The organism is Roseibium aggregatum IAM 12614 (assembly GCF_000168975.1).
Lineage (GTDB): Bacteria > Pseudomonadota > Alphaproteobacteria > Rhizobiales > Stappiaceae > Roseibium > Roseibium aggregatum.
Map to the genome: position 1 here is coordinate 49,936 of NZ_AAUW01000028.1, position 24,197 is coordinate 74,132.

Here is a 24,197-nt window from a genome sequence, read left to right on the forward strand (position 1 = left end):
CAAGTTTGACAATGGACCGATAGTATTGTCGGAAAAACTGTCTTTCATGACCATTGCTGCTCACCATGTCTCAGCTTTTCGGCCGGACAATCTTCTCCAGGGCATCTACCTTGGTATCGGCGCAGGGGCGGTAACCGGCTGCATACGCAGCTTTTGCCAATAAATGAGCCGAAATTGGGGCAGTGAGCAGGAAGAACACCACACCGGCGATTGCACGCGTGACAACAGCCAGATCGCTCGCATGGACTGCCAGCGCCAGCAACATGACGCCGGAGCCAAGTGTACCGGCTTTGGAAGCCGCATGCATGCGCATGTAAACGTCTTTCAGCCGGATGATGCCGATCGAGGCGACCAACGCAAAAGATGCGCCGATGATCAGCATGATACCGGTGATGATTTCTACCGCTGCATTCATTGTCCCGCCTCCCTGCGCTTAATGCTTTCCTCGACTTCGTCCATGATCGTCTTGTCGCCGGCAAGGCCGCGGTTCAGGACGAAGCGTGCGAAGGCGACCGTCGCCAGGAAGCCGACGAGGCCGAGCGTAATCGCAATGTCGATGTAAAGATAAAAGCCGGTGGACACGCCGATGACGGCGATGAAGCCGATGCCGACGGCCACCAGCATATCCAGGGCGACAATCCGGTCCGGAAGACTGGGGCCCTTGACCGTCCTGACGACGATGATGATGAAGGAAACCGTCAGCAGAGCCAGCGCAACAGAGACGCAGACATCCAGGAACTGGGCGGAGAAGGTCTCAAGCGGTGTCATCTGAACACTTCCAGGATCTTGCGTTCGAAACCGTTCTTGATGTCGTCGATCGTGGCTTGCGGGTCCGGAACGTCGATACAGTGCACATAAAGCGTCTTCCGGTCTTCGGACACATCAACGGACAATGTGCCCGGCGTCAGGGTGATCAGGTTGGCCAGCATCGTGATTTCAAAATCCCTGTCTACAGTCAGGGGAAACGCGATGATGCCAGGCTGCAGCTCGATCTTCGGTTTCAGAACGATGATCGCAACCCGCCAGGCCGACAGCACCAGTTCGTAGACGAACAGCACCGCCAGACCGAAGCCTTTGGAGACACGCTGAAAATAAGCTGCCGTGCCAACCTGTTCGCGGATGAGATAAAGCGCACCGAAGCTCAGCACGAAGCCGAAGGCCAGATTGATTTCAGTAAAACTGCCCGTGACCGCGCCCCAGGCAAGCATCAGAAGAATGTTTATGAGAAAGAGACTGGTCATCCCTGGCCTCCAAAGACTGAACGCAGGTAGCCAAGCGGTTCAACAATGCCGCTTGCCCCTTGCGTTGAAAGCTCCAGCATCCACTCCGGCTGCAGACCGAAATAGACAACAAGCGCGGTCAGAATTCCAAGCGGCAGCCAGACCGCAGCTCCGGAAAGCTGCGTGCCGGTCTCGCCCGTTACGGCAACCGTTTCTCCGTCCGCCGTGCCTTCAGGACCGCCCCGCCAGAAGGCAAAGATCCAGACCCGGCCCATCGCCAGGGTTGTCAGGAAACCGCTGAAGAGGATGGCGGCCCCCAGCCAGGCCCTGCCATCGGCGAAGGCTGCATCCACGAGGATGACCTTGGGCCAGAAGCCGCTAAACGGCGGCAGCCCGGAAACGGCAAACCCCAGTACCAGAAAGACGGCCGCGAAAGCGGCGCTTTTCTGATAGAGGCCGCCAAGCTGCCTGAGGTCGTAGGAGCCGCCCATCATGTTCATGATGCCCGCGGCAAAATAGAGCGCCGTCATGACGATGATCGAATGAACCGCGTAGAAAATGGCGCCCGAGACCGCCAGCGTCGAACCGACAGCAACGCCGGCGAGCATCGATCCGATACCGGCGATGACCACATAGCCGAGCAGCCGTCTTACCTCGCTCTGCGCCAGCGCGCCGATAGCCCCCGTCAGCAAGGTGGCGATGGCAACCAGCGCGATGACGTCCGCCATATAGCCGCGGGAAGCCGGCAGGATCAGCACGAAGATGCGGATCAGCGCATAAACGCCAACCTTGGTCAGCAGACCGGCGAAGACCGCCGACACGACCACATTGGGCGTATGATAGGATGCCGGCAGCCAGAAATTGACCGGGAAAGCAGCCGCCTTCATGGCAAAGGCCAGGAAGTAGAGTGCGGCGACCGTCGCCAGCGTACCGGACGCCGGATTTTCCAGGGCAGCCACCTTCATGGCGAGATCCGCCATGTTGAGCGTGCCGAAAATGCCATAGAGCATGCCGGTTGCGATCAGGAAGAGGTTCGTGCCGATCAGGTTCAGGACGCCGTATTTGACCGCACCGTCAAGCTGGATCCGGTCGTTGCCGAGGACCAGAAGACCATAGGACGAAATCAGCAGAACCTCGAACCAGACATAGAGGTTGAAGATATCGCCAGTCAGGAACGCGCCGCAGACACCTGTCATCAACAGCAGGAGAAACGGATAAAAGCCGTATCTGCGGCCGGTGCTGTCGACGGTCGCAGCCCCGAAAACGCCGCCGCAGAAGGCGACGATGGAGCCGATCAGCGACAGGGTTACGCCAAGGGAATCCACTGTGAAGGCAATGCCGAATGGCGGCAGCCAGCTACCCATGACCATGGTGATCACACCTTGGTCGAGCACCCGGATCAGAAGCGCCAGGTTTGCCACCACCAGCAATGCCAGGAACCCGATGCCGAGTTTGGGCTGCAAATCTGTATTCTTGCGCAGCATCAGGCACAGCGCACCGCCCAGGATGGTGATCAGCGAAGGCGCGACCACCAGCCAGTCACCCAACGCAACGGGCGCGGTGATCATGGCCTGGGAAAGATCGACGGAAACGGAAGAACCGGCCATGTAGCTTAGTACCCTTGCGGCGGAGTTTGGTCGTGTTCGGGTTCGGCGATTCGCATCTCGTTCACTTCATCGGTGCCAAGTTCCTGGTAGGCCCGGAAGGCCAGAACCAGAAGAAAGGCAAAGAACGAGAAAGAAATCACGATCGCCGTCAGCACCAGCGCCTGCGGCAGTGGATTGGCCGTCGCCGTTTCCGGAGCATAGAGATGATCGGGAATGAGCGGCGGCACCTCGCGCGTCAGGCGACCGTTGGTAAAGATGAGCATGTTCACGGCATTGCCCAGAATGGCGATGCCGAGAAGGATGCGCACGAGTTGCTTGGACAGCATCAGGTAGACGGCCACTGTAAAGAACAGGCCAATCAGGATGACGACACCACTTTCCATCAGTCGACCTCCCTTTCTTCAAGCGCTAGTGCAATGGAACCGATTGCCCCGACCACCACCAGATAAACGCCGATGTCGAAGAACAGCGGTGTGGACAGAGCGATCTCCACGCCGAAGAGATGAACGTCCAGCCACTGGCTGGTCATGAATGCCTGCGCCTTGAAGATCGACGGCAGCCCGGCCAGGGCCGACAGGAACAGGCCGAAACCGGAAACCCCCATCGGGTGGAAGACAATGGCACGGCGCACGGAAGCAACGCCGCAGGCAATACCGAAGATCGCGAGCGCTGACGCGGCGATCAGACCGCCGATAAACCCGCCACCCGGCTCGTTATGGCCCCGCAAAAGCACGAAGATCGAGAACAGGACCATCAGCGCGGACAGATAGGGCGCAATGGTGCGGAAGATGATCGTACGCATCAGCGAACCTCCCCTGTCTGGGCGGATGTGGGTTGGGAGACCGTCTCGGGCTTCTCGATCGGTTTTTCAGGCTTGGTGCGCACCCGGATCAAGGCCAGCACACACAGACCGGCCAGAACCACCACAGCGATCTCGCCCAGCGTATCGAAGCCGCGGAAGTCGACGATGATCACGTTGACGATATTGCGCCCATGGGCGATGGAGCGACTGAACTGTGCGAAGAAGTCGGACAGCCGGCTATCGAAGGGCTGCTGCGTTATCGCAAGGAGCGTCAAGGTCAGCCCGAGACCGACACCGATGGCGACAATGCCGGTGCCAATGGCGGCAAGGCCGTGCCGATGATCGCTGGGTGACAGGTTCAGCCTCGTCATGACCAGCGCCAGGATGACGACCGACAGGGTTTCCACCATGAACTGGGTGAACGACAGATCCGGCGCCCCGAACATCATGAAGATCAGGGCAACGGCAAAGCCCTGGATGCCCAGAGACACGATGGCCGTCAGGCGGGTATTGGCGACGAGTACCGCGATCAGACCGAAGAAGGCGATCAGCAGGATACCCCATTCATAGAAGCGATAGTCCGGCATCTTCGGCATTGCCGGCAGGCTGCCCGTCAGGAAGCCGGGCACCAGCACCGCAACGCCCGTGAAAATGAACGTCAGGATCATGTAGGTCTGCATCTTGCCCGATTGCAGCAGACGGGTGATCCGCCAGGACAATCCGACGATACCGGCCACGAACTGGTCGAACCCCTTGTCCGGTCCCCAGCCGATTGCCGTAAGAATGCTGCCGATCAGGCCGCGCAGACGGTCGATCTGGGTGAACAGCACAATACCAAGGCCAATGGTGACCAGAGACAGCAGAAGCGGTGCATTGATCGACGTCGGCCACAGGTGAAGTTCGATTTCCGTGGTCTGGCCAACCAGCGAAGACAGGGTTGGCCCGATCAGAAGCTCACCGGTCGTATGCGCGATCAAGGCCAGCCCAAGACCGGTGACCGAAAGGAACACGGGACCGGCAAACAGCAGTACAGGCCCCTCATGCGCATGTTTCGGCGTTTCCACCTTGGGACCGAGGAACGGCTTGATGGCGACCGCGGCTGCAATCACCAGCATCAGGGCATTGCCGACAACAGCCGTGACGGTGATCGGCAGGCCAAGTTCCAGCCAACCCCAGGTGCCATAGTAAAGCACTTCCTTGGCGATGAAGCCGATGAACGGCGGCAGTCCGGCCATGGAAAGCGCGGCCAGACAGGCGGCGACAAAAGTGATCGGCATGGCCGAACGCAAGCCGCCCAGCTTCGTGATGTCACGGGTTCCGGCTTCGTGATCGATCGTGCCCGCCACCATGAAGAGCGCGCCCTTGAAGAGAGAATGCGCAAGCAGATAGAGAACCGCGCCTTCCAGCGCCTTTTCCTGGCTGGTGCCGGTCAACATCACCAGAAGCCCGAGCGAGGCCACCGTCGTATAGGCAAGCATCAGCTTCAGGTCGGTCTGGCGCACCGCCAGGATCGTGCCGACCAGCAAGGTCACGCCGCCGAACAGCGGCAGGACCGTCGTCCACAGTTCCGTTCCGCCCAGCAGCGGGTGCATACGCATCAAAAGGTAGACACCGGCCTTCACCATCGTCGCCGAATGCAGATAGGCAGAAACGGGCGTCGGCGCTTCCATGGCGTTGGGCAGCCAGAAATGGAACGGGAACTGCGCAGACTTGGTGAAGGCACCGCCCAGAACAAGGAAAAAGATCGGGACGTAGAGCGCAGTGTCCTTGATGATATCCGGCGACGACAGCAGCACCGACATCTCGATCTCGCCCGTGGCGGAGATGATCAGGATGAACCCGGCCAGCAAAGCGAGGCCACCACCGCCTGTGACCACCAGCGCCTGGAGCGCGGCCCGGCGGGATGCAGCGCGCAGGTGATCGAAACCGATCAGGAGGAACGACGTGATCGAGGTCAGCTCCCAGAAGATGAACAGGGAGATCAGGTTGTTACCAAGCACAAGGCCGAGCATCGACCCCATGAACATGAACAGGAACGAAAAGAACCTGCCCTGCTGCGGATGGCCTTTGAGGTAGCCTCCGGCGTACAGGATGATGAACGTTCCGATGCCCGAGATCAGCAGGGCAAACAGCGTCGACAATCCGTCGACATAGACAGAGAAGTTCACGCCATAACTGGGAGCCCAGGCCTTTGCCGCAACAAAGCTTTCCCCTTTCGACACGGGTTCGACGAACCCTGTGAAATGGAGGAAGATCAGCGCCGGCACGATTGCCAGCAGCCAGGCCGCATTGTGTTTGAACCAGCGGGTCAGAAAGGGCGCAACCACAGCCGCAGCAAAGGGCGCGAGGACGGCATAGAGAGTGGTGTCGTCGATCAATGCTGGCGTCATGCTGATCTTTCGTCACGGTTGTAAAGAAACGACGGAAACGGGCTTTCTCGAATCAGCCCCGATCCGCCGGATAATAACGGGCCCGAAGGTTTATGACATGTCTTAGGCAGTTGAAATTACGTGTTCAAGCGTGTGCTTGTCGTTTTTCGGTGAATTCACCCGCGTCACATTCGCTCTTTTGTCAGGGGCAGGACCGACGAGCCGACATAGCGCGCAATTTGTCTGTGCTGAAAACGGCTCAACATTAAAAGCTCCGGGCTCCACGCGCGCAATACAACACGCTCTGGAGATCATCCGAGCGTTTCACTTTCGGCAAGACCGAGGAACGGCAGCTTGCCACTTGATTTCAAAGCGTGAATGCCGTTCAGTTTCAGAACAGGTATGCGTTGCACGGAAATCGAGCGAGGCAGGGAAAGATGGTGTCGGGCAGCAATCGGGACACGCCTTCGGGAACGGATCTCCTCCGCCCGTCCGGTATCGACTTTGAAACGCTCGTCAAACTGGGCAATGAAGCCATTGTCATGATTGGCCTCGACGGTGCCCCCGCTTACATCTCCCCGGCCGCCGAGCGGCTGTTCGGGTGGAGTGCCGAGAAACTGGCCGACCATCTGAGCGATCTTGTTTACCTGGCCAGTCCGGATGCAGATGCGGACCATTTGCACCAGATCCTGTGCGGCAGCGCCAACGCACAGTCTCCCCTTCCCCATGCAGACCTTCAACTTCGCTCCGCCTTCGGTCCATTGGTCTGGGCGGAGGTCAGCACGCATTTACTGCGAGATGGCAGCGGAACGGCTTACGCTTTCGCGGTCTATTTCCGCAGCATTTCCAAACGCAAGGAACTGGAAAGCCTGCTGGATGCAGCAACGCAGACCGACCCGCTGACCGGACTGCTGAACAGGCGTGCCTTTGAAGAAGGCCTGAAACGGGAATGGGCGATCGCCCTTCGCGAAAAGACCCACACCAGCCTGATCAAGGTCTCTCTCGACAGGTTCGAAGCACTTGCGGAACATTTCGGGCCAGACGCCGCCGAAGACTGCCTGACCAAGGTCGCGGAAACCTTGAAGGAAACCGCGCGCCGCCCGGCGGATATCGCTGCGCGAACCGCAACGGCGGAGTTTTCTCTTCTTCTGCCGAGAACGCACCAGATGGGTGCAGAGACCATCAGCGCCTATCTTCATGTAGCAATCCAGGACCTCGGCATACCCAATCCGGACAACACCGCCGGTAATGGCATCATGACCGCATCTGTTGGAGCAGCTTGCGCGGTTGTCGAACAGACCGGCATTTCGGAAAGTTGCGAAATGATCCTTGCCGCCGCGGAGAACTGCGTTTTCCAGGCACGCCAGGAAGGCGGCAATCGCGTGAAGACTGTTTTGAACCACCTCACCCGTTAGAAGCCGAGTCCACACCTAGCCACCAGTAACCATTGACGAAACCGTTATCTGCTGCCGCTTGCAGCCATCGGTGCACGCGCCTATTTCTCGGAACAACACAATACAAGGAATGCAGAATGAGCGACGACACCACCCGCCAATACCAAGCATCTCCAAAAGTCAAGAAAACCACTGCGGAATGGATGGAGCAGCTCACACCGGAGCAGTTCTACGTGACACGGCAATCCGGCACCGAGCGCCCTTTCACCGGCCCCTATTGGGACAACAAGCTCATCGGCCGCTATGACTGTGTGTGCTGCGGGGCGCCACTGTTCATGTCGGACACCAAATTCGATTCCGGTTGCGGATGGCCAAGCTTCTTCGAAGCGGTCGACCAGGATGCGATACGGGAACTCGAAGACCAGTCACACGGCATGATCCGAACCGAAATTCGCTGCAGCAACTGTGACGCGCACCTGGGTCACGTCTTCCCGGACGGGCCGCCACCCACGGGCCTGCGCTATTGCCTCAACGGCCATGCAATGAATTTCGTTCACGGCGGCAGGCTGCCCACAAAAGCCGAATAGCCATGTCAAGTCCTGCCCGCCTTTGAAGGGTTGGCCCGAAATGATAGCGCGGCGGGCAGGATTAATACATGCATTAAGCACTAGTTTTAAGAACAGTGGCAGATTTTACAATTCAGTTACACCCCACTGATAATAACAGCAGCACAAGTTTAAGAACACCGGGGTGGATCTTGTCTGTATTACGAATTTTTTCCGGCACATTTTCTCGCGCTCTGGTTGTCTTTCTGGGATTGGGACCTCTGAGCCAGCCGACATTGTCCTCTGCAGCGAATGCAGAGGAAATTGTCGCGTTTACAGGCTACCTGCCTCCGCTTTCCATCAATGAAGAGGAAAAAGGGATCGCAGTCGAGCTGATGGAACTCGTTGCCGAAGAAGCCGGTCTTGATATCAAGATCATGTTCGCCCCGTGGAGCCGTGCACAGCTTCTTGCAGAAAACACGCCTGGCTCCCTTCTCTTCACTGCCGCCTATTCCAATAAACGCAAGGAAAAATTCCAGTTTATCGCGCCTCTCCTCTATACGGAGAGCGCCTTCGTCACACTGGATGAACCCTTGGACACTTTTGAGAAGGCAGTCCAAAGCGGCAAGGTGATCGGCGTCCATCTTGGCAGCCACCGCAGCCAGATCCTGCGGCGTTTCGGGGTCCGCAACGTCGAGGAAATTCCGAGTGCCGAACAGATGAGCGTCATGCTCAAAACCGGCCGGATCGATGCCTGGTACACCATGTCTGTCCGGGCGAGCTACATGTTCCGGCAGCAGGGTTTTGATCCGTCGACCCTGGTGATCGGAGCCCCGGTCACCCACGGAATACAGTGGCTCGCGGCCAACAACGACCTCGATCCGCAGGTCAAGGGCCGGCTGTCCGCTGCCGTCTCCAAAGTGTGGCGGGATCCGAGATACTGGCAGATCGTCGATCGGTACTCACACTGACGGCGATCCTATGGCTGCAAGTTGCGGCGCAGGACCTCTGCCAGATTGCTATTCCGCTGCCTCGGCTTCACTCTGGCCTGGCTTGGCGGTCAGTATCCTGGCGGTATTAACTTCTATCCAGTCGGCAAAGTCGCGCACCTTCAAGGCTGCTTCCCTGCCGATGGGCGACAGGCTGTAATCGACATGAGGCGGCACCACCGGATGGGAATACCGGTTGACGAAACCGTCTGCCTCCAGGGTCTGCAGCGTCTGCGCCAGCATCTTTTCACTGACGCCACCGACAGTGCGGCGAAGCTCTGAAAACCGCCGGTCCTTCTCCAGCAGCGCGATCAGCACAAGAACGCCCCAGCGGCTCGTCAGATGGCGCAAGATCTCGCGCGACGGACAATTCTGGTTCAGCAATTGCCCCTGCTGCATCAATTCGGACAAGGGCGCTCCACTGTTCAATGCACATCCGGGCGCGATTTCAGCCGTGTCGGTCATCCTGATTTCCATTTTTGTCCGAGATCGAAAATATCTCAAAACTAACCTTTTTGTACGTACTAACAAAAAGTAAGTTAGTCATCTACATAGGCAGCATCCGATGCATTTCAAACGATCAACCCTCAAGGAGAAATACGATGATCGCAGTCACGGGTGCCAACGGCCAGCTCGGCCGTCTCGTCCTCAAACATCTGGCTAAGCTGACCGCGCAGCCGGTTCGCGCCCTTGTCAGGTCACCGGAAAAGGCCGCAGACCTTGCCAGCGGCCAGGTTGCTGTGGTGAAGGCAGACTATGACGACAGCAGCACTCTGCCTGCCGCCCTGGAAGGTGTCGAGCGTCTCCTGCTCATTTCCGGGTCGGAAGTCGGCAAGCGCGTTCCGCAGCACAAGGCCGTTATCGACGCGGCAAAGGCAGCCGGTGTCCGCTTCATCGTCTACACCAGCCTGCTCAATGTTCCGCAGTCCAGCCTTCTTCTTGGCGAGGAACATAAAGAAACGGAAAAGCTTCTGAGCGAAAGCGGCATTGCCCATGCCGTGCTGCGCAATGGTTGGTACGTTGAGAATTTTGGTGGCACGATTTCAGCAGCCCTCGCCCACGGCGCTGTTGCCGGCGCAAGCGGCGACGGCAAGTTTTCCGCAGCCGGACGCGAAGACTACGCAGAAGCCGCAGCCCGGATTGTTTCCGGCAGCGATCTGTCCACGCGAGCACTCGAACTTGGTGGTTCGTCTGCCTTCACGCTTGGCGACCTTGCAGCGGAACTCTCCAGCCAGACCGGCCGCGACATCCCGTTCAACAATCTGCCGGACGCCACCTATGCCGGCATTCTCGTGCAGGCCGGCCTGCCGGAAGGTTTTGCAAAGATCCTCGCAGATGCAGACAGGGGAGCTTCTGAAGGCGACCTCTTCACGGCCTCCACGGCACTGGAAGATCTGAATGGCCATCCGGCCCGTTCCCTGAAGGACTTTGTGGCCGAAAGCCTGAAGGCAAACGCGTAAGCTTCCGGCAAGGATTGCTCCTGCAATGAGCCGCTCCGGCACGAAGGCGGCATTGCCGCCTTCGTGTACTCATTTGAATTTGTTGTCGGTCGCTTCAAGGATATTTGTTGGTCCCCGATTGGCGAACCTGTTACCCAAGAGGTTCTGCACTTTCCCGGTATCCGATCATGTCTCTCGCCACCGCTTCCGACCCATACGCCCAGGACGGGCCCTACGCCTGGTTCCGGCTGGCGATTTCGATCCTGCTGAGTACCCTTGGTGGGGCAGGCATGTGGGCAGTCGTCATCGTTCTACCGGCGGTCCAGTCGGATTTCGGCATCGACCGCGCCGACGCCTCCCTGCCTTATACCGCCACCATGTTCGGTTTTGCCGCCGGCAACTATCTGCTGGGCCGCTTCGTTGATCGCTACGGCATCGTGCTACCGGTCATAGGCTCTGCCCTGTCGCTTTCCGCAGGTTTCGTGCTGGCAGCCTTTGCGCCCGATGTCTGGTCGTTCTCTCTGGCGCAGGGGGTGCTGATAGGGCTGGGAACCGCGGCGACCTTCGGCCCGCTGATTGCCGATATTTCGCATTGGTTCCTGAAACGGCGCGGCTTCGCCGTCGCCTGTGCTGCCTGCGGCAACTATCTTGCCGGTGTGCTCTGGCCCTCGCTGATCCAGTGGAGCCTCGCCACCACCGACTGGCGCCACACATATATCCTCATCGGCGTCATCTGCCTCGTCGCGATGGTGCCGCTGGCCCTCTTGCTGCGCAGGCCTCCACCGGACACCTCCTTGAGTGCGGCCTCGGCAACCGCCCGTTTCGGACGCCAGGACACTGGGCTGCCACCTGCCGTCTTGCAGGCTCTTCTGGTGGTTGCCGGGCTTGCCTGCTGTGTCGCCATGTCCATGCCGCAGGTCCATATCGTCGCCTATTGCGTCGATCTGGGCTATGGCGTTGCGCCCGGTGCGGACATGATCGCACTGATGACCGGTGCCGGTGTCGTCAGCCGGCTGACCTCCGGTTATATCGCCGACAAGATCGGCGGGGTCATGACGCTGCTGATCGGCTCAGTGCTGCAATGTGCAGCGCTTTTCCTTTTCATTCCGTTCAACGGGCTGGCTTCGCTTTACCTGGTGTCGCTCATCTTCGGTCTCTCGCAAGGCGGTATCGTGCCCAGCTATGCGGTGATCGTGCGCGAATATCTGCCTGCTCGCGAGGCGGGACAACGGGTCGGTCTGGTGATCATGTCGACCATTCTGGGAATGGCCCTCGGCGGTTGGTTGTCCGGCTGGATCTACGACCTCACAGGCTCCTACCAGGCCGCGTTCCTGAACGGCATCGCCTGGAACTTCCTCAACATGGCGGTGATGATCTTCATTTTCATGCGCGGCAAGATGCGGCCGACAGGCGCTGCTGCCTGAGGCCTTTGCCCGGCGGGCGGCAAGCACCGCTGGTGAGCCTGTTACTTCAGGACGCTGAAATTGCTGGCGATCAGCCAGATCTGCGACAGCAGAACCACGCTGACGAGACCAATGTGATAAGCGGTGTGCCGGATCCTCGTTGCGGCAAGAACCAGCACGATGATGATGATCTGGCGCACCAGATAGGCGGTTCCCAGATCGTTGAAATAGTCGATCCCCTTCAAGCGGGAGTCCACGATGTCGAGCGCGAACATCAAGGCCAGCAGGCTATAGATCCAGTTCTTTCGGGCAAAGAAATAGTCCTTGTAATTGGCGTATTCGGCCATCTTGTCCGGATAAAGCACGGCTGTAATGAAAAAGTAGAGCGCGGCAAAAGCAATGACGAAAAGATAGCTTTCAAACGTCCAGACCTGAATGCGGCCGAGCGCAAATTCGAACCACCAGAAATGCACCACGGAGAGCAGCATGAACAGCGACCACCCCAGGTGCACGCCGTAGATCTCCTCCTGGCTGGGGTGCTGCACATACCGCGCAAGGCCATTGAGCAAGCGCGCAACCCCCAGCCCGATCACCATGCCGATGATGATCCGGATATGCGCAAATTCTGCAAGATTGATGGGAAGTCTGTCCATGGTCACGCCGCATCTGCTCTGTGTCCGGCAACGCTACACCAATACCGCCCGATTCGAGATCCGTCCCATGGAAACAGGCCGGATCTCTTATAGCAAGCACCGCACGCCGCGCGAGCAAACGGTGGGCAGCCATCCCTCCCCAGGTCGACCAGCTTGTCCGTGTGAAAGTCTATTGCGCGTGGCCCGACCGGGAGCGCAACAGGAGGACGAAGAAGATACCGCCGACCAGCCCGGTAACGATACCGATGGGCATATCTTCAGGCGACAGAAGCGTGCGGGCAATGATGTCCGCCCAGATCAGGAAGATGGCCCCAAGCACCATGGAGGCAGGCAGAACCCGACTGTAATTGCCCCCCACAAGAAAGCGCGCGATATGCGGCACCATAAGCCCGACAAAACCGATGATGCCCGAAAACGCCACCATCACGCCTGTGATCAGCGCCCCGAGGACGAACACGGTGAGCCGGAACCGGGCAACCGGAATGCCGAGCGTCGAGGCGGTTTCATCGCCGATGGTCATGGCGTTGAGATCGGCGGCCCGCACCAGGAAATAAGGCGCCACCAGCAGCAATATACCGAGAGGAAACGGCAACTGGGACCACTGGGCAAGACCGAGACCGCCCAGCATCCAGAAGACAACCGTGTGTGTTGCCCTTGGATCACCGAGGAAAATCAGAATATTGGCGATTGCCATGATGATGAAGGATACCGCCACGCCGGCAAGCACCAGCCGGTCGGCACTGGTCGCAGACGCAAAGCGGGTCACACCGAGCACCAGGAAGGTTGCCGCCAGTGCCCCTGCAAAAGCCATCAGCGGCACGGTCATGAGACCCAGAAACAGGCCGGTATGCAACAGCGCAAGAATGGCACCGGCAGCCGCGCCGGAGGAGATGCCGAGCAAATGCGGATCCGCCAGCGGATTTCGCGTGACGGATTGCAGGGCAGCACCGACCACCGCCAGACCGGCGCCGACAAATCCGGCCAGCAGAGCGCGCGGAAACCGGATTTCCCAGACGATGGCATCGCGGCTCTGCGACCAATCAACCTCGAAAAGGCCGGGCACCGTGCCATTGACGAGGATCTTGAAGACCGTGCTGCCTGGGATGGCGACCGCACCTGCACCGATGGCGGCCACAATCGAAACACCAAGCAGCAGCATCCCGGCCAGCAGCAGAACGCCAGTGTTCAACCGCCGCCGGGATGCCTTGTGTTTTGCCGTCACCGCAGTCATGCCGGATCATCGCTTGTGCCCGCAAACGCGGCTTGAGGCGTCATCTGCAAGTCTCACTCTCCCCAGAAGGCTTCGGTGAGTTTGCCGACAGCCTTGAGGTTTCGCGGCCCCGGTGTTGCCTCGACATAATCCAGGACGACAAAGCGGTCGTTCTTGACAGCCGCGATCCCGGCCAGAGCGGGATTGTTCTTCATGAAATCCCGTTTCTGGTCGGCCGTCACTTCGCCGTAGTTGACGATCACGACCATGTCGGGATCTTTTTCCACCACGGTTTCCCAATCGACGGTCGCCCAGCTCTTTTCGAAATCATCCATCACGTTGACGCCGCCGGCCGCCTCGATAAGCGCTGTCGGCATGGCATAGCGCCCGGCCGTGAAAGGCTTGTCCTCACCGCTGTCGTAGACGAAGACGCGCAGCGGCTCCTTGCCGTCCGGCACCGTTGCCGCGATCCGTTCCAGCTCGTGCTTGTATGTGGCGACAAGCTCCTGGGCCGTATCTTCCTTGCCGAAGATCTTCCCGAGATTGATCAGGTCGTTGTAAAGATCCGCAAGCGAAGCCTTGGGCTTGTCGCCGATATGGATGCAGGATTCGGTCAACTCATAGACCTTGATCCCGAAGGGCTCCAGCGTTTCCGGCGTCACCTCGCCGCCAACCTTCATGCCATAATTCCAGCCGGCAAAGTAGAAATCCGCGTCGGCCCCGATCAGCACTTCCTTGCTCGGATATTTCGACGCAAGTTCCGGAAGTTCGGCGACGCCCTCACGCATTTCCGCATCCAGGGTCTTCCAGCCGGAGATGCCCGTATACCCGACCATGCGGTCGCGCAGGCCAAGCACCAGCATCATCTCGGTCAGATTGACGTCATTGGAAACGGCCGCTTTGGGCGGCGCTTCGAAAGTCACCGTTCGGTCGCAGCTTTTCACGGTCGTCTGCGCAATTGCCGGAACGGTCAGAAAGGCGAGCGCGGCGCTCAGGAGTATTCTTTTCATTGTTCTCTCCAGGAAATCAAAGATGGAAGGTCAGGTAACGCTCACGGCTGGCAGATAACTGCTCCAGACGGACCTGTACCGAATAGGCTTGTTCGATGTTGCCGGGGGTCAGCACTGTCTCCGGCACGCCATGGGCGACCAGCCGCCCCTGATGCAGCAGCAAGACCTTGTCGCAGACGCGGCTTGCCAGATTGAGGTCATGCAGGCTTGTGACGATGGTGATGTTCAGATCGGCAATCAGTTCGACGATCTCGAGCTGATGGCGGATATCCAGATGGTTGGTCGGCTCATCCAGAACCAGCAGCTTCGGCTCCTGCGCCAGGGCCCGGGCCACCATCACACGCTGCCGTTCACCGCCGGACAGCGTGCCAAAGGCCCTGTGGGCGTAGGATTGCAGATCCATTTTCCTGAGGCAGTCATCGACGATTTCAGCGTCCCGCTTGCCTGCGCTGGCAATGCCGTTTGTGTGCGGTCGGCGGCCAAGAACGACGATCTCGCGGACTGACAAGGCAAAGTCGGTCGGCTGCTCCTGCAGAACAGCGGCGATCGATCGGGCAGCCTCCCGGGCACTGAGGTGCCACAGGTCCGTGCCATCCACCAGAATGTTGCCAGAGTGCGGTTTCAGGAAGCGGTAGAGCAGCCGCAGCAGGGTCGATTTGCCGGCGCCATTGGCACCGGCTATGCCAAGGACCTCGCCAGCCGGCAGCTCGAAGCTGACCGGATGCAGGATGGTCTTGCCCTGCCCGGTCTTCCAGCTAACCTCCCGGGCGAAAAGATCGACACCCGTCATGACAAGACCGTCCCGTCTGCTTCCGAGACGATCATCGCCGCGGGGATACGGCCCTGCGATGCGTCCCAGCACGTGCCGTGCCGCCCCCCGGAAACTTCACATCCGTTCTCAAGTTGGCGATAGCGCCTGGCGTAATCGACCAGATCTTCGATGTCCGTTTCACCTTCGTCGATATCACCGAAGAGATAGATCGCCTTGTCGGTCGCCTTGAAGGCCACTGTGCAGGCACGCGAGCAGCCTTCCATGTTGGCTGTGCCGCTGATCTCGAAATCGTCGCCGACGACCGGAACGGCCATCTGGAGTGCGCGTTTCAACTGGCAGATCAGGTCATATCCTGGCTGACAGGTCTGGCCATAGTGACGGCAGGCGGTACAGACAAAAATCTTGTGCGGCTCATTGCTCATGACACACCTCCGCGACTTCTGTCCGCGAACGGACGGCAGGTGATGATGCGGCAAGGACATTGCTGCCATGGCTGCGCGATACGTTGCCGGCCTGATAGGAAGATGCACACTCGTCATGTAATGTTATTACATTACTAACTTTCTTTTTGGCAACAGGCTTTTGTCCGCCATCCGCCACCATTGCGCGCAGCGCACGCATCGCCAGCGGGTCGGAAAGGGTCAGAAGGTTGGCAGGATTTGAGGTTTCAGCAGTCAATTTCCGGTTCATATCGCCCTCCGCGATTGCGCGGGGCAGTCTGGAACCGAATGTGTAACTGTGCCGGCAGGCGCCGATTGGCCATGTCACTCACTCCTCCGGGGCACCCCGCCCGGGTTAAGGTTTAAGGTGAAATGGCAGGTCTCCTGACTTGCGGGTCATAGCTTGCCTGATCCTTCCCGGGGTTTCCCCAGTGGCGCTTTCAGGTTTGCTCACCGCTCACAGTTGCGGGGGCAGTCACGGATTTGAAGCCTTGCGGCCTGGTCTCACCGTGTTCCCTTTTAATCCCGCTCCGAAGTTCAGAGTCGGGAACCATCTCTTCCTAAGTGCTCGAACGCCTGGAAAATGTCAAAGACTTTCGCCGCATTTCCGGTCGTTTGAAGGCACGACAGACGCAGTCGTTCGGCCCCCCGGCAGGATTGGCCTCTTGCCTTCACCGCTCAAAAATCTTACCTCCGATCCATGAAACAGGATGCCTTTCCCCCGCGCGCCGATGCGCGCCCCGTCACCTTTGAGACCCACGGCATTGCCCGCCAGGACGACTTTGCCTGGCTACGGGCAGACAACTGGCAGGAGGTCATGAAAGACCCCTCCGTGCTGGATGCCGATATCCGCACCTATCTGGAAGCGGAAAATGCCTACCACGAGGCGCAGATGGCGCCGACGAAGGCTCTGCAGGAAAAGCTCTTTGCCGAGATGCGCGGCCGCATCAAGGAAGATGACAGCTCGGTCCCCTCACCCGACGGTCCTTTCGCCTATGGCCTCAAATACGAAACCGGCGGCCAGCAACCGGTCTTCTTCCGGACCCCGCGCGACGGTGGCGATGAAACGGTTCTTCTCCACGGCGACAAGGAAGCCGAGGGAACGGCCTATTTCCGGATCGGCGGTGTCAGCCAGTCGACGGATCACAAGCTCATTGCCTGGGCCTATGACAACAAGGGCTCGGAATATTATTCGCTGAGACTGCGCGATGCCGAGACGGCGAAGGATTTCGACTACGCCATTGAAGACACCGGCGGCGGCGGGGTTTTCTCGGAAGACAGCCGTTATGTGTTCTACGTTCGTCTGGACGCCAACCACCGGCCCTCAAAACTCTTCCGCCACGAGGTCGGCACCGACCCGGCGGCCGATGTGCTCGTTTACGAGGAAAAGGATGCCGGCTTCTTCATGGGGGTCGGCAAGACCCAGTCCGGTGAAACCATCGTCATCGACATTCACGACCATGAGACATCCGAAGTCTGGATGATCCCGGCAAGTGACCCGACGGCCGAACCGGTGCTGGTCGCAGAGCGCGAAACCGGCATCGAATACTCCATCGATGACCACGGTGAGACACTTTACATCCTGACCAACGCAGGCGACGCCGAGGACTTCAAGATCGTCACCGCGCCGAAGAGCAATCCGGGCCGCGAAAACTGGTCGGACCTCGTGCCCCACAAGCCGGGGTGCCTGATCCTCTCGCATTGTGTCTACAAGACCTTCATGACCCGGCTGGAGCGCGAAGACGGCCTGCCGCGCATCGTTATCCGCCGGCTTGCCGACGACATCGAACACTCCATCGCCTTCGACGAGGAAGCCTATTCGCTCGGCCTTGGTGGCGGATACGAGTTCGACACCAATACGATCCGTTTCAGCTATTCCTCGATGACCACGCCGTCGCAGACTTTCGACTACAATGTCGAGACCCGTGAGCGTGTTCTGCGCAAGGAACAGGAAGTGCCTTCCGGCCATGATGCGGGCGATTATATCACCCGCCGCCTGATGGCGCCTGCTGCCGATGGCGAAACCGTGCCCGTGTCCGTTCTGTACCGCAAGGACACCAAGCTCGACGGCACCGCGCCGCTGCTGCTCTATGGCTATGGCTCCTACGGCATCACCATCCCGGCAAGCTTCAACACCAACTGCCTGTCGCTGGTCGACCGGGGCTTCGTCTATGCCATTGCCCATATTCGCGGCGGCAAGGACAAGGGCTTCCACTGGTACAAGGACGGGCGGCGCGAGAACAAGAAGAACACCTTCACCGACTTCATTGCTGCAGCCGACCATCTGGTTGCGGAAAACATCACCTCGCACGATCGCATCGTCGCCCAGGGCGGATCGGCCGGCGGGATGCTGATGGGTGCGGTCGCCAATCTGGCACCGGAAAAATTCGGCGGCATCATTGCCGAAGTTCCCTTCGTCGACGTTCTGTCCACCATGCTGGACGACACGCTGCCGCTCACCCCGCCGGAATGGCCCGAGTGGGGCAACCCGATCACCGACAAGGCGGCCTACGACTACATCGCCTCCTATTCGCCCTACGACAATGTCGAGGCGAAGGCCTACCCGGCGATCCTGGCAGTGGGCGGCTTGACCGATCCGCGCGTGACCTATTGGGAGCCGGCCAAGTGGGTCGCCAAACTGCGGGCAACCGCAACCGGCGACAAGCTGCTGATGCTGAAGACCAACATGGAAGCCGGCCATGGCGGCGCTTCCGGCCGTTTCGACCGGCTGAAGGAAGTCGCCGAGGCCCAGGCCTTCGCCCTCCTGGTCACCGGAAAAGCCTGACACATTGTCGGGTCCGAACCTGCCCGGGCGTGCGGACTGTTCCATACGCCCGGAACGGTCGATGATCGTCACGCGCCGCGGCGAATATCGCCCCGAGCGAACGTGACTTGATTTTGACCCAGTCTTCGGCTCATGTGAGAGTCGTTGCAAATCAATCAATTGAACGGTCTGAGACCGTGCCGATCCTGTTCACTGGAGCCTGTGATGACCTGCTACCGCTCTCTTCCGCACCGCCTTGCTCACGGGCTGAGAAAGGGATTGCGCCTGGTTCCGGTCATGGCCGCGACCTTGAGCCTTGCCGCGTGCCAGTCCTACGACACATCAGGCGGTAATGTGGTGGAGACGCTGCTGTTCTCCCCGACCTTCACCAAGAACCGTCAGGACATTCCCAGCACCTACAACACGGCTTACGACTGCCGCAGCTTCACAGGCAGCGGCTGGAAGGGCATTGCCGGTGGCAAGGTCTTCAACTTCAGCCAGAAATACATCATCTCCCAGGCCGGTTGTTTCAAGACGCAGGGCGAGTGCAAGGCATGGCTCGCCGTGATGTCCAGCTACATCGATCAACCGCGTTACATCCGCTGCAATCCCTACACGGCGTAAGCCGACAGGCGTATCAGGCCGGATCAGGCTGAACCACGGTGCCCTGAAACACGGGCAGCGGCGCCATGAAGGTTTCCATGTAGTCGAGCAGGCAGCGCACCCGCGCGTTCAGCAATCGTCCGGTCGGCCACACCGCGAAAATGTCCCGCTTCTGCCCCTGCCAGTTCGCAAGAACCGGCTTCAGACGGCCTGTGATCAGGTCGTCGGAAATCTCGCTCACCGGCAGGAGCGCAATCCCGTGTCCGTCACCGGCGAGCTGCCTGGCAAGGCTGATGTCGTCGACAACCACACGCGCATCCAGCGGCACGGTTTCCAGTGCGCCCGTTTCCCGGTGCGTCAATTGCCATTGCGGCAAGGTGGACACCCGGACCACCTTGTGTTCGCTGATCTGCTGCGGCGTTTCCGGCGCACCTGCCTCCTCAAGATAGGCGGGCGACGCCACCAGCACGGTCGCCACCACACCGAGGCGTTTCTGGTAAAGCCGTTCATCGGTCTGCGGTCCTGCTCTCAAGGCAATATCCACCTTGTGCTCAAGCAGATCCTTGTTCTCGTTGCTGAGTACCAGCGTCAAACGGATTTCCGGATAAGCCTTCAGAAACCCGGACCACATGGGCTCCAGGATGCCGATGGAAATATTGGTGGGCGCAGCCGCTTTCAAGGCGCCCCGGAGGCCGTGCAGATCGGCACTCAAGCCATCCAGCGTTGTCTCCGCGTTTTGAACAAGATCGGCAAAAGCCTCGAAATACGCCTCCCCTGCCCCTGTCAGCTCGAATTTACGCGCGGAACGAAAGACGAGCTGCGTACCTACGGTTTCCTCAAGCTTGGCCAGGCGGCGCGTCACGGTCGCCGCAGGCAAGCCCATATGAGCTGCAGCCTTCGCAAGACTTCGATGGCGTGCGATATGAACAAACAAGGCGATGTCGTCGAGCATGATTCCAATTTCGAAATTTAAATTCCCATTATTCGATATAGATTGAAATATCAGAAATCAATAAATCTGTCTGCGTCCAACAAACACAACGGAGACAGTCATGGGCAACTACTTCATCAGCGCCGGCATTGAGCTGCAACAGGGTGCGGACCGGACCAGGGCCGAAACGGAACTCCGCCGGCTTGTGGCTGAAACCCGGCACGAACCGGGCTGCAACTTCTTTGAGATCCGTCAGAACCTGCAGGATCCCGACAAGTTCACCCTATGGGAGAGCTGGAGCGACAAGGACGCCCTGGCAGCCCACTTCGAAATGCCGCACACCAAGGCCTATCTCGCCCTGAACCTGACCCAGGTCAGCTACATCGAGGAACTGAGTGAAATCGGTACAGGCGAACCGGGCGAAAGGTAAGCGGCCATGAAGAACCGATTGATCGCAACGTGCCTGATGTCGCTGGGTCTGTCGCTCCTGATGTCGTGCTGGGTCACTTTCCTGAACCTCGGCTGGAACGACAGGTTTTTCTGGCAATGGATGAACGCCTTCCGCCTTGCCTGGCCCGCCGCTGCCGTCATCGCCTTTTTTCTGGGCCCGCCCGTGCAAAGGGCAACGCTCTTCCTCGCAGCCCGGCTGCCGTAAACAGGACACGTAACGACATGGCTTTGGTCAGACAGAATTTTGAGGAACTGGGCCTGCCCGCAGGGCCCTATTCCCATGCCGTGCGGCATGGACAGACGGTCTATACTTCCGGCTTCACAGCCTTCGGCACACCGGCGCAGTCCGCCTCGGCAGGTCCGCAAGTGAGAGAGATATTCGATCAGTTGCAGATCATCGCGACCCACTTCGGAGGATCGCTGAAGGATATTGTGAAGGTAACCGTCTTCGTGACCGACATGGCGGATTTGCCGGAAATCCGGTCGACCCTGTCGGATCTCTATGAAAAGGACATTCCCGCCAGTTCACTGGTCTGTGTTGCCGCTCTGTTTCATGCCGACTTGAGGGTCGAAATTGAGGCGATTATTGCCTCATGATTGAGCAACGGCTTGCAACCAGACTGGTTCCTACGTATTATTCGTTAGTTGAATACAACTAGATCATCGCCGCAGACAGCTCACGAAGCGCGATCAGATCTCTTGAATAACTGTGCACGGGCAAAACGACCCAAAAACAAAAATGAAAACTTGACCACCTGCTCGCGGGTGGTTTTGTTTGACAGCTTGCAGAACCTACCCAAACAGTTGTTTTCTAAAGAAAACCGTCTCGGTTATCGGGGTCTCGTAGTAGGCGTCGATGTCCTCGAAACCCGCAGCTTTGTAAAGCTTGATGGCTCCCGTCATGCTTGGCAGCGTGTCCAGCAGCATCTCGCGGTATCCCGCAGCCTCTGCGGCCTTGACCACCGCCTCCACCAGCGCACCGCCGACACCCTGGCCGCGCCCCTCCGGCAAAACGTATAGCCGCTTCATTTCACACGCGCCGTCCTCACCGAAAGCTCTCAGACCGACGCAACCCAGAACGGTTCCCGCACCGTCTTTCGCCAGGAACAACGCCCCCACCGGCGGCGCATATTTGCCCGGAAGGCCTGCAAGTTCTTCTTCAAAGCCCTGGTAGGACAGGTCGATCCCGAGCCAGTCGACATAGGCGCGGAACAGACGCCGGACGTGGGCAAGGTCTTCTTCGGTCTCAACCGATACGATTGAAATTTGCTTCGATGGGATCATGGAAATGTCTGATGGTCCGTGAAGTGACGTCAGTTGGCCGCCTGAGCAACGGCCGGGATGGCTTTCAGATAGGCGGCAATCGCCTCACGATCGCTCGCCGGAAGTTTGGCCATGTTCTCCTGAACATGCACCATTTCACCGCCCACCGAATCGTATTCCGGCGTAAAGCCGCTTTCCAGATAATAGGCAATGTCGGCGGCACTCCAACTGCCGAAGCCCCCGTCGACCGGAGTAATGTTGGGAATGCGGCCATCCCCCGTGGGGGCAGGAGCTCCACCGAGCCACTTGGCCAGCTCCAGCCCGCCGGCGAGATTGCGAGCCGTGTGGCATTCGCCGCAATGGCCCGGCCCTTCCACCAGATACCGGCCACGTTCCCAAAGTGCGGTGTCAACGTCATTCCCGCCCACAGGCGCGGCAATGACCGGCGCCGGATCAAGGAACAGCCGCTTCCACAGCCCGAGGCCCCGGCGGATATTGAACGGAAAGCCGAGTTCGTGCGGGGGCGCCTTGCCGTCGACAGACGGCAGCGTTTTCATGAAGGCATAAAGATTGCCTATGTCTGCTCCGGACATGCGGGCGTAGGACGTGTAAGGAAAGGCCGGATAGTAGTTTTGCCCGTCCGGCGATGTGCCATGCGTCATGGCATTGGCGAAATCCTCAAGCGACCAGGCGCCGATACCGTCCGCCGGGCTGGAAGAGATATTGGGCGCGACAAACACGCCGAACGGCGTTTCCAGGCGCAGGCCACCGCCAAGTTTCAGCTTGTCGTCTCCTTCGGCGTCTTTGCCGGCATGGCAGGACGTGCAGCCCCCCGCCCAGAAGATAAGCTCTCCTTGTGCGGTGTCTCCAGGCGCGAAGGCGGCCAGCTGGGCCTGGCTCAACTTCGTCGGCGCGGACAAAAACCAGGCCGCCGCCGCAGCAACAACGCCAAGCACGACGAGGACGATGACAGCCTTTTTCATGGGGCCTCCCTGGTTTTCGCCTGCACCCGAACGCCAAAAAAGCGGTCTTCACCCGACAAAGGATGAAGCGCCGCTGATCTGTCTCACGAGCTGGAGCCTGCCTGGTGGCGCCAGGGCACATAAAGCTCCTGAATTCAGCCGATCAGTTTTTCTTACGGTAAGTTTCGTGGCACGATTTGCAAGAGCCGAATACGGGTCCCATTGCAGCCTTGAAGGCTTCCACATCCGCCGGGCCGTCTTTGCCCGAAGCTTCGGAGGCCTTTGCCGTGGCTTCCGCAAACTTTGCCAGTTCGGCGGAAAAACCGTCCGGATTTTCCCAGATGGCTGCTACTGCGCCGGTGTTCCCCTGATCGGAACCTGCCGGGAAGAAATCGCCAAACGACAGCGATGCAGCGCGCATGGTCGCGATAGCCGCCTTTCCGGCCGCGGGCGAATAGGCAATCTCCCCTTTCATCAGACCGCCGCCAAGACCGGCGGCTGCGCCGACGGACGACATGATGGCCTGCCGGGTCGCGATCGGATCGTCAGACGCCTGAGCGATAGTTCCGGCAAGGCCGAGCCCAGCCGCCAGACCCAGTACAACAGCGGATTTGATCATTCGCATCGTTCTCTCCCTCTCGTGGAAACTGCCTTGGGCAATGATTCACAAGGGTGAGTACAGCCCATGTACCGCCCGGTCTTGAAATCACGGTCGCGTGAAGAGGTCGCTCAGCGGTGAACACAGCGTCAACGCTGAGGAAACAACCAAACAAAAAACCCCGACCTTTCCAGGCCGGGGTTTCATAGACCGGGATGTGTCCCGAATTACTTCGTGGCAGCTTCGTACATTTCCAGCACGTAGTCCCAGTTGACCATGCTGTCGATGAAAGCTTCCAGATATTTCGGACGCGCATTGCGGTAGTCGATGTAATAGGAGTGTTCCCACACATCGCAGCCGAGGATCGGTGCGGCACCATGAACGAGCGGGTTTTCACCGTTCGGCGTCTTCATGATTTCCAGCTTGCCGCCCTTCACGGCGAGCCACGCCCAACCGGAACCGAACTGGCCAACGCCTGCGGCGATGAAATCAGCGCGGAACTTGTCGAAACCGCCGAGATCGCTATCGATTGCCGAAGCAAGTGCGCCCGGAAGCGAGCTGCCGCCGCCATCTTTCTTCATCCATTTCCAGAAATGGATGTGGTTGTAATGCTGACCAGCATTGTTGAACAGCGGAGCGTTCTTGCCGTAGCTTTCCTTGACGATCTCTTCCAGCGACTTGCCTTCCAGGCCGCTGCCGGCGAGCAGCTCGTTGCCTTTGGTGACATAAGCCTGGTGGTGCTTGTCGTGGTGAAACTCGAGCGTTTCAGCAGA

General features: G+C 59.2%; 29 protein-coding genes and 1 riboswitch. Of the genes, 10 read left to right on the forward strand and 19 right to left on the reverse strand.

Features of this window, described 5'->3' with window-relative positions; translation table 11 throughout:
- Positions 1–70: 70 nt before the first annotated feature.
- The 7 genes from mnhG to SIAM614_RS28060 are packed head-to-tail and all read right to left on the reverse strand — an operon-like array spanning position 71 to position 6,019.
- Complete coding sequence (gene mnhG / locus SIAM614_RS28030) at positions 71–415, reverse strand: monovalent cation/H(+) antiporter subunit G (RefSeq protein ID WP_006939827.1); 345 nt, start codon at positions 413–415, stop codon at positions 71–73.
- Positions 412–768: a cation:proton antiporter gene (locus SIAM614_RS28035; RefSeq protein ID WP_006939829.1), complete on the reverse strand. Its 357-nt coding sequence runs from the start codon at positions 766–768 to the stop codon at positions 412–414. Before SIAM614_RS28035 ends, mnhG begins: the two co-directional genes overlap by 4 nt.
- Positions 765–1,241, reverse strand: a complete 477-nt coding sequence (locus SIAM614_RS28040; protein ID WP_006939830.1) for a Na+/H+ antiporter subunit E — start codon at positions 1,239–1,241, stop codon at positions 765–767. The genes SIAM614_RS28035 and SIAM614_RS28040 overlap by 4 nt, the downstream gene beginning before the upstream one ends.
- Positions 1,238–2,827, reverse strand: coding sequence for a Na+/H+ antiporter subunit D (locus SIAM614_RS28045; protein ID WP_006939832.1), 1,590 nt, complete (start codon positions 2,825–2,827; stop codon positions 1,238–1,240). The genes SIAM614_RS28040 and SIAM614_RS28045 overlap by 4 nt, the downstream gene beginning before the upstream one ends.
- A 5-nt stretch (positions 2,828–2,832) precedes the next feature.
- The gene (locus SIAM614_RS28050) at positions 2,833–3,210 is read right to left on the reverse strand and encodes a Na+/H+ antiporter subunit C (protein ID WP_006939833.1); all 378 of its coding nucleotides are present in this window, start codon (positions 3,208–3,210) and stop codon (positions 2,833–2,835) included.
- Positions 3,210–3,629 (reverse strand): Na(+)/H(+) antiporter subunit B, encoded by a 420-nt coding sequence (locus SIAM614_RS28055; protein WP_006939835.1) that lies wholly within the window; start codon positions 3,627–3,629, stop codon positions 3,210–3,212. Before SIAM614_RS28055 ends, SIAM614_RS28050 begins: the two co-directional genes overlap by 1 nt.
- On the reverse strand, positions 3,629–6,019 hold the full coding sequence (locus SIAM614_RS28060) for a putative monovalent cation/H+ antiporter subunit A (RefSeq protein WP_006939837.1): 2,391 nt from the start codon (positions 6,017–6,019) through the stop codon (positions 3,629–3,631). The genes SIAM614_RS28055 and SIAM614_RS28060 overlap by 1 nt, the downstream gene beginning before the upstream one ends.
- Before the next feature lie 416 nt (positions 6,020–6,435).
- Here SIAM614_RS28060 and SIAM614_RS28065 point away from each other — a divergent pair, with 416 nt between their 5' ends.
- From SIAM614_RS28065 to SIAM614_RS28075, 3 genes are all read left to right on the forward strand, one after another.
- Positions 6,436–7,413: a GGDEF domain-containing protein gene (locus tag SIAM614_RS28065; protein ID WP_006939839.1), complete on the forward strand. Its 978-nt coding sequence runs from the start codon at positions 6,436–6,438 to the stop codon at positions 7,411–7,413.
- A 116-nt stretch (positions 7,414–7,529) separates the two neighbouring features.
- Positions 7,530–7,979 (forward strand): peptide-methionine (R)-S-oxide reductase MsrB, encoded by a 450-nt coding sequence (gene msrB, locus SIAM614_RS28070; RefSeq protein WP_006939841.1) that lies wholly within the window; start codon positions 7,530–7,532, stop codon positions 7,977–7,979.
- Between the two features lie 95 nt (positions 7,980–8,074).
- Positions 8,075–8,908, forward strand: coding sequence for a substrate-binding periplasmic protein (locus tag SIAM614_RS28075; RefSeq protein ID WP_208984116.1), 834 nt, complete (start codon positions 8,075–8,077; stop codon positions 8,906–8,908).
- A 48-nt stretch (positions 8,909–8,956) separates the two neighbouring features.
- Here the strand turns inward: SIAM614_RS28075 and SIAM614_RS28080 are convergent, their stop codons facing one another.
- Entirely contained in the window at positions 8,957–9,391 is a 435-nt protein-coding gene (locus tag SIAM614_RS28080) for a winged helix-turn-helix transcriptional regulator (protein WP_050789512.1), read from the reverse strand.
- A 137-nt stretch (positions 9,392–9,528) separates the two neighbouring features.
- On the opposite strand from SIAM614_RS28080, the gene SIAM614_RS28085 reads away from it, so the two are divergent.
- Both SIAM614_RS28085 and SIAM614_RS28090 read left to right on the forward strand, forming a co-directional pair.
- Positions 9,529–10,386, forward strand: a complete 858-nt coding sequence (locus SIAM614_RS28085; protein ID WP_006939848.1) for an SDR family oxidoreductase — start codon at positions 9,529–9,531, stop codon at positions 10,384–10,386.
- 167 nt (positions 10,387–10,553) lie between these two features.
- Positions 10,554–11,789: an MFS transporter gene (locus SIAM614_RS28090; protein WP_006939849.1), complete on the forward strand. Its 1,236-nt coding sequence runs from the start codon at positions 10,554–10,556 to the stop codon at positions 11,787–11,789.
- 41 nt (positions 11,790–11,830) lie between these two features.
- Here the strand turns inward: SIAM614_RS28090 and SIAM614_RS28095 are convergent, their stop codons facing one another.
- The 6 genes from SIAM614_RS28095 to SIAM614_RS32315 all read right to left on the reverse strand — a co-directional run bounded on the left by SIAM614_RS28095 (position 11,831) and on the right by SIAM614_RS32315 (position 16,103).
- Positions 11,831–12,421: a hypothetical protein gene (locus SIAM614_RS28095; protein ID WP_006939850.1), complete on the reverse strand. Its 591-nt coding sequence runs from the start codon at positions 12,419–12,421 to the stop codon at positions 11,831–11,833.
- A 169-nt stretch (positions 12,422–12,590) separates the two neighbouring features.
- Positions 12,591–13,652 carry a FecCD family ABC transporter permease gene (locus tag SIAM614_RS28100; protein ID WP_006939851.1) on the reverse strand — a complete coding sequence of 354 codons (1,062 nt, stop codon included), beginning with the start codon at positions 13,650–13,652 and terminating at the stop codon, positions 12,591–12,593.
- 53 nt (positions 13,653–13,705) lie between these two features.
- Positions 13,706–14,641: an ABC transporter substrate-binding protein gene (locus SIAM614_RS28105; protein ID WP_006939853.1), complete on the reverse strand. Its 936-nt coding sequence runs from the start codon at positions 14,639–14,641 to the stop codon at positions 13,706–13,708.
- A gap of 16 nt (positions 14,642–14,657) precedes the next feature.
- A complete protein-coding gene (locus tag SIAM614_RS28110; RefSeq protein WP_006939855.1) occupies positions 14,658–15,431 on the reverse strand; it encodes an ABC transporter ATP-binding protein in 774 nt (257 codons plus the stop codon).
- Positions 15,428–15,835, reverse strand: coding sequence for a DUF1636 family protein (locus tag SIAM614_RS28115; protein WP_040441355.1), 408 nt, complete (start codon positions 15,833–15,835; stop codon positions 15,428–15,430). Before SIAM614_RS28115 ends, SIAM614_RS28110 begins: the two co-directional genes overlap by 4 nt.
- The gene (locus tag SIAM614_RS32315) at positions 15,825–16,103 is read right to left on the reverse strand and encodes a hypothetical protein (RefSeq protein ID WP_157140139.1); all 279 of its coding nucleotides are present in this window, start codon (positions 16,101–16,103) and stop codon (positions 15,825–15,827) included. Before SIAM614_RS32315 ends, SIAM614_RS28115 begins: the two co-directional genes overlap by 11 nt.
- Before the next feature lie 107 nt (positions 16,104–16,210).
- A riboswitch (cobalamin riboswitch) is annotated at positions 16,211–16,423 on the reverse strand.
- A 130-nt stretch (positions 16,424–16,553) separates the two neighbouring features.
- On the opposite strand from SIAM614_RS32315, the gene SIAM614_RS28120 reads away from it, so the two are divergent.
- Both SIAM614_RS28120 and SIAM614_RS28125 read left to right on the forward strand, forming a co-directional pair.
- Positions 16,554–18,638 carry a S9 family peptidase gene (locus SIAM614_RS28120; RefSeq protein ID WP_006939860.1) on the forward strand — a complete coding sequence of 695 codons (2,085 nt, stop codon included), beginning with the start codon at positions 16,554–16,556 and terminating at the stop codon, positions 18,636–18,638.
- A gap of 204 nt (positions 18,639–18,842) precedes the next feature.
- A complete protein-coding gene (locus SIAM614_RS28125; protein ID WP_006939861.1) occupies positions 18,843–19,241 on the forward strand; it encodes a hypothetical protein in 399 nt (132 codons plus the stop codon).
- Between the two features lie 13 nt (positions 19,242–19,254).
- Here SIAM614_RS28125 and SIAM614_RS28130 read toward each other — a convergent pair whose 3' ends face one another.
- Complete coding sequence (locus SIAM614_RS28130; protein WP_006939864.1) at positions 19,255–20,172, reverse strand: LysR family transcriptional regulator; 918 nt, start codon at positions 20,170–20,172, stop codon at positions 19,255–19,257.
- A gap of 100 nt (positions 20,173–20,272) precedes the next feature.
- On the opposite strand from SIAM614_RS28130, the gene SIAM614_RS28135 reads away from it, so the two are divergent.
- From SIAM614_RS28135 to SIAM614_RS28145, 3 genes are read left to right on the forward strand one after another with little or no spacing between them, the layout of a single operon-like run.
- The gene (locus tag SIAM614_RS28135) at positions 20,273–20,581 is read left to right on the forward strand and encodes a putative quinol monooxygenase (RefSeq protein ID WP_006939866.1); all 309 of its coding nucleotides are present in this window, start codon (positions 20,273–20,275) and stop codon (positions 20,579–20,581) included.
- Positions 20,582–20,587: 6 nt separating this feature from the next.
- Entirely contained in the window at positions 20,588–20,806 is a 219-nt protein-coding gene (locus SIAM614_RS28140; protein ID WP_006939869.1) for a DUF2798 domain-containing protein, read from the forward strand.
- 17 nt (positions 20,807–20,823) lie between these two features.
- On the forward strand, positions 20,824–21,198 hold the full coding sequence (locus tag SIAM614_RS28145; RefSeq protein WP_006939871.1) for a RidA family protein: 375 nt from the start codon (positions 20,824–20,826) through the stop codon (positions 21,196–21,198).
- Positions 21,199–21,393: 195 nt separating this feature from the next.
- Here SIAM614_RS28145 and SIAM614_RS28150 read toward each other — a convergent pair whose 3' ends face one another.
- The 4 genes from SIAM614_RS28150 to SIAM614_RS28165 form a co-directional block, all read right to left on the reverse strand.
- The gene (locus SIAM614_RS28150) at positions 21,394–21,885 is read right to left on the reverse strand and encodes a GNAT family N-acetyltransferase (protein WP_006939873.1); all 492 of its coding nucleotides are present in this window, start codon (positions 21,883–21,885) and stop codon (positions 21,394–21,396) included.
- 29 nt (positions 21,886–21,914) lie between these two features.
- Positions 21,915–22,847 (reverse strand): cytochrome c, encoded by a 933-nt coding sequence (locus tag SIAM614_RS28155; protein WP_006939874.1) that lies wholly within the window; start codon positions 22,845–22,847, stop codon positions 21,915–21,917.
- A 142-nt stretch (positions 22,848–22,989) separates the two neighbouring features.
- The gene (locus tag SIAM614_RS28160) at positions 22,990–23,451 is read right to left on the reverse strand and encodes a c-type cytochrome (protein ID WP_324294008.1); all 462 of its coding nucleotides are present in this window, start codon (positions 23,449–23,451) and stop codon (positions 22,990–22,992) included.
- Positions 23,452–23,651: 200 nt separating this feature from the next.
- Positions 23,652–24,197, reverse strand: a 546-nt coding sequence (locus SIAM614_RS28165) for a superoxide dismutase (RefSeq protein WP_006939877.1), incomplete at its 5' end; no start/stop codon positions are given.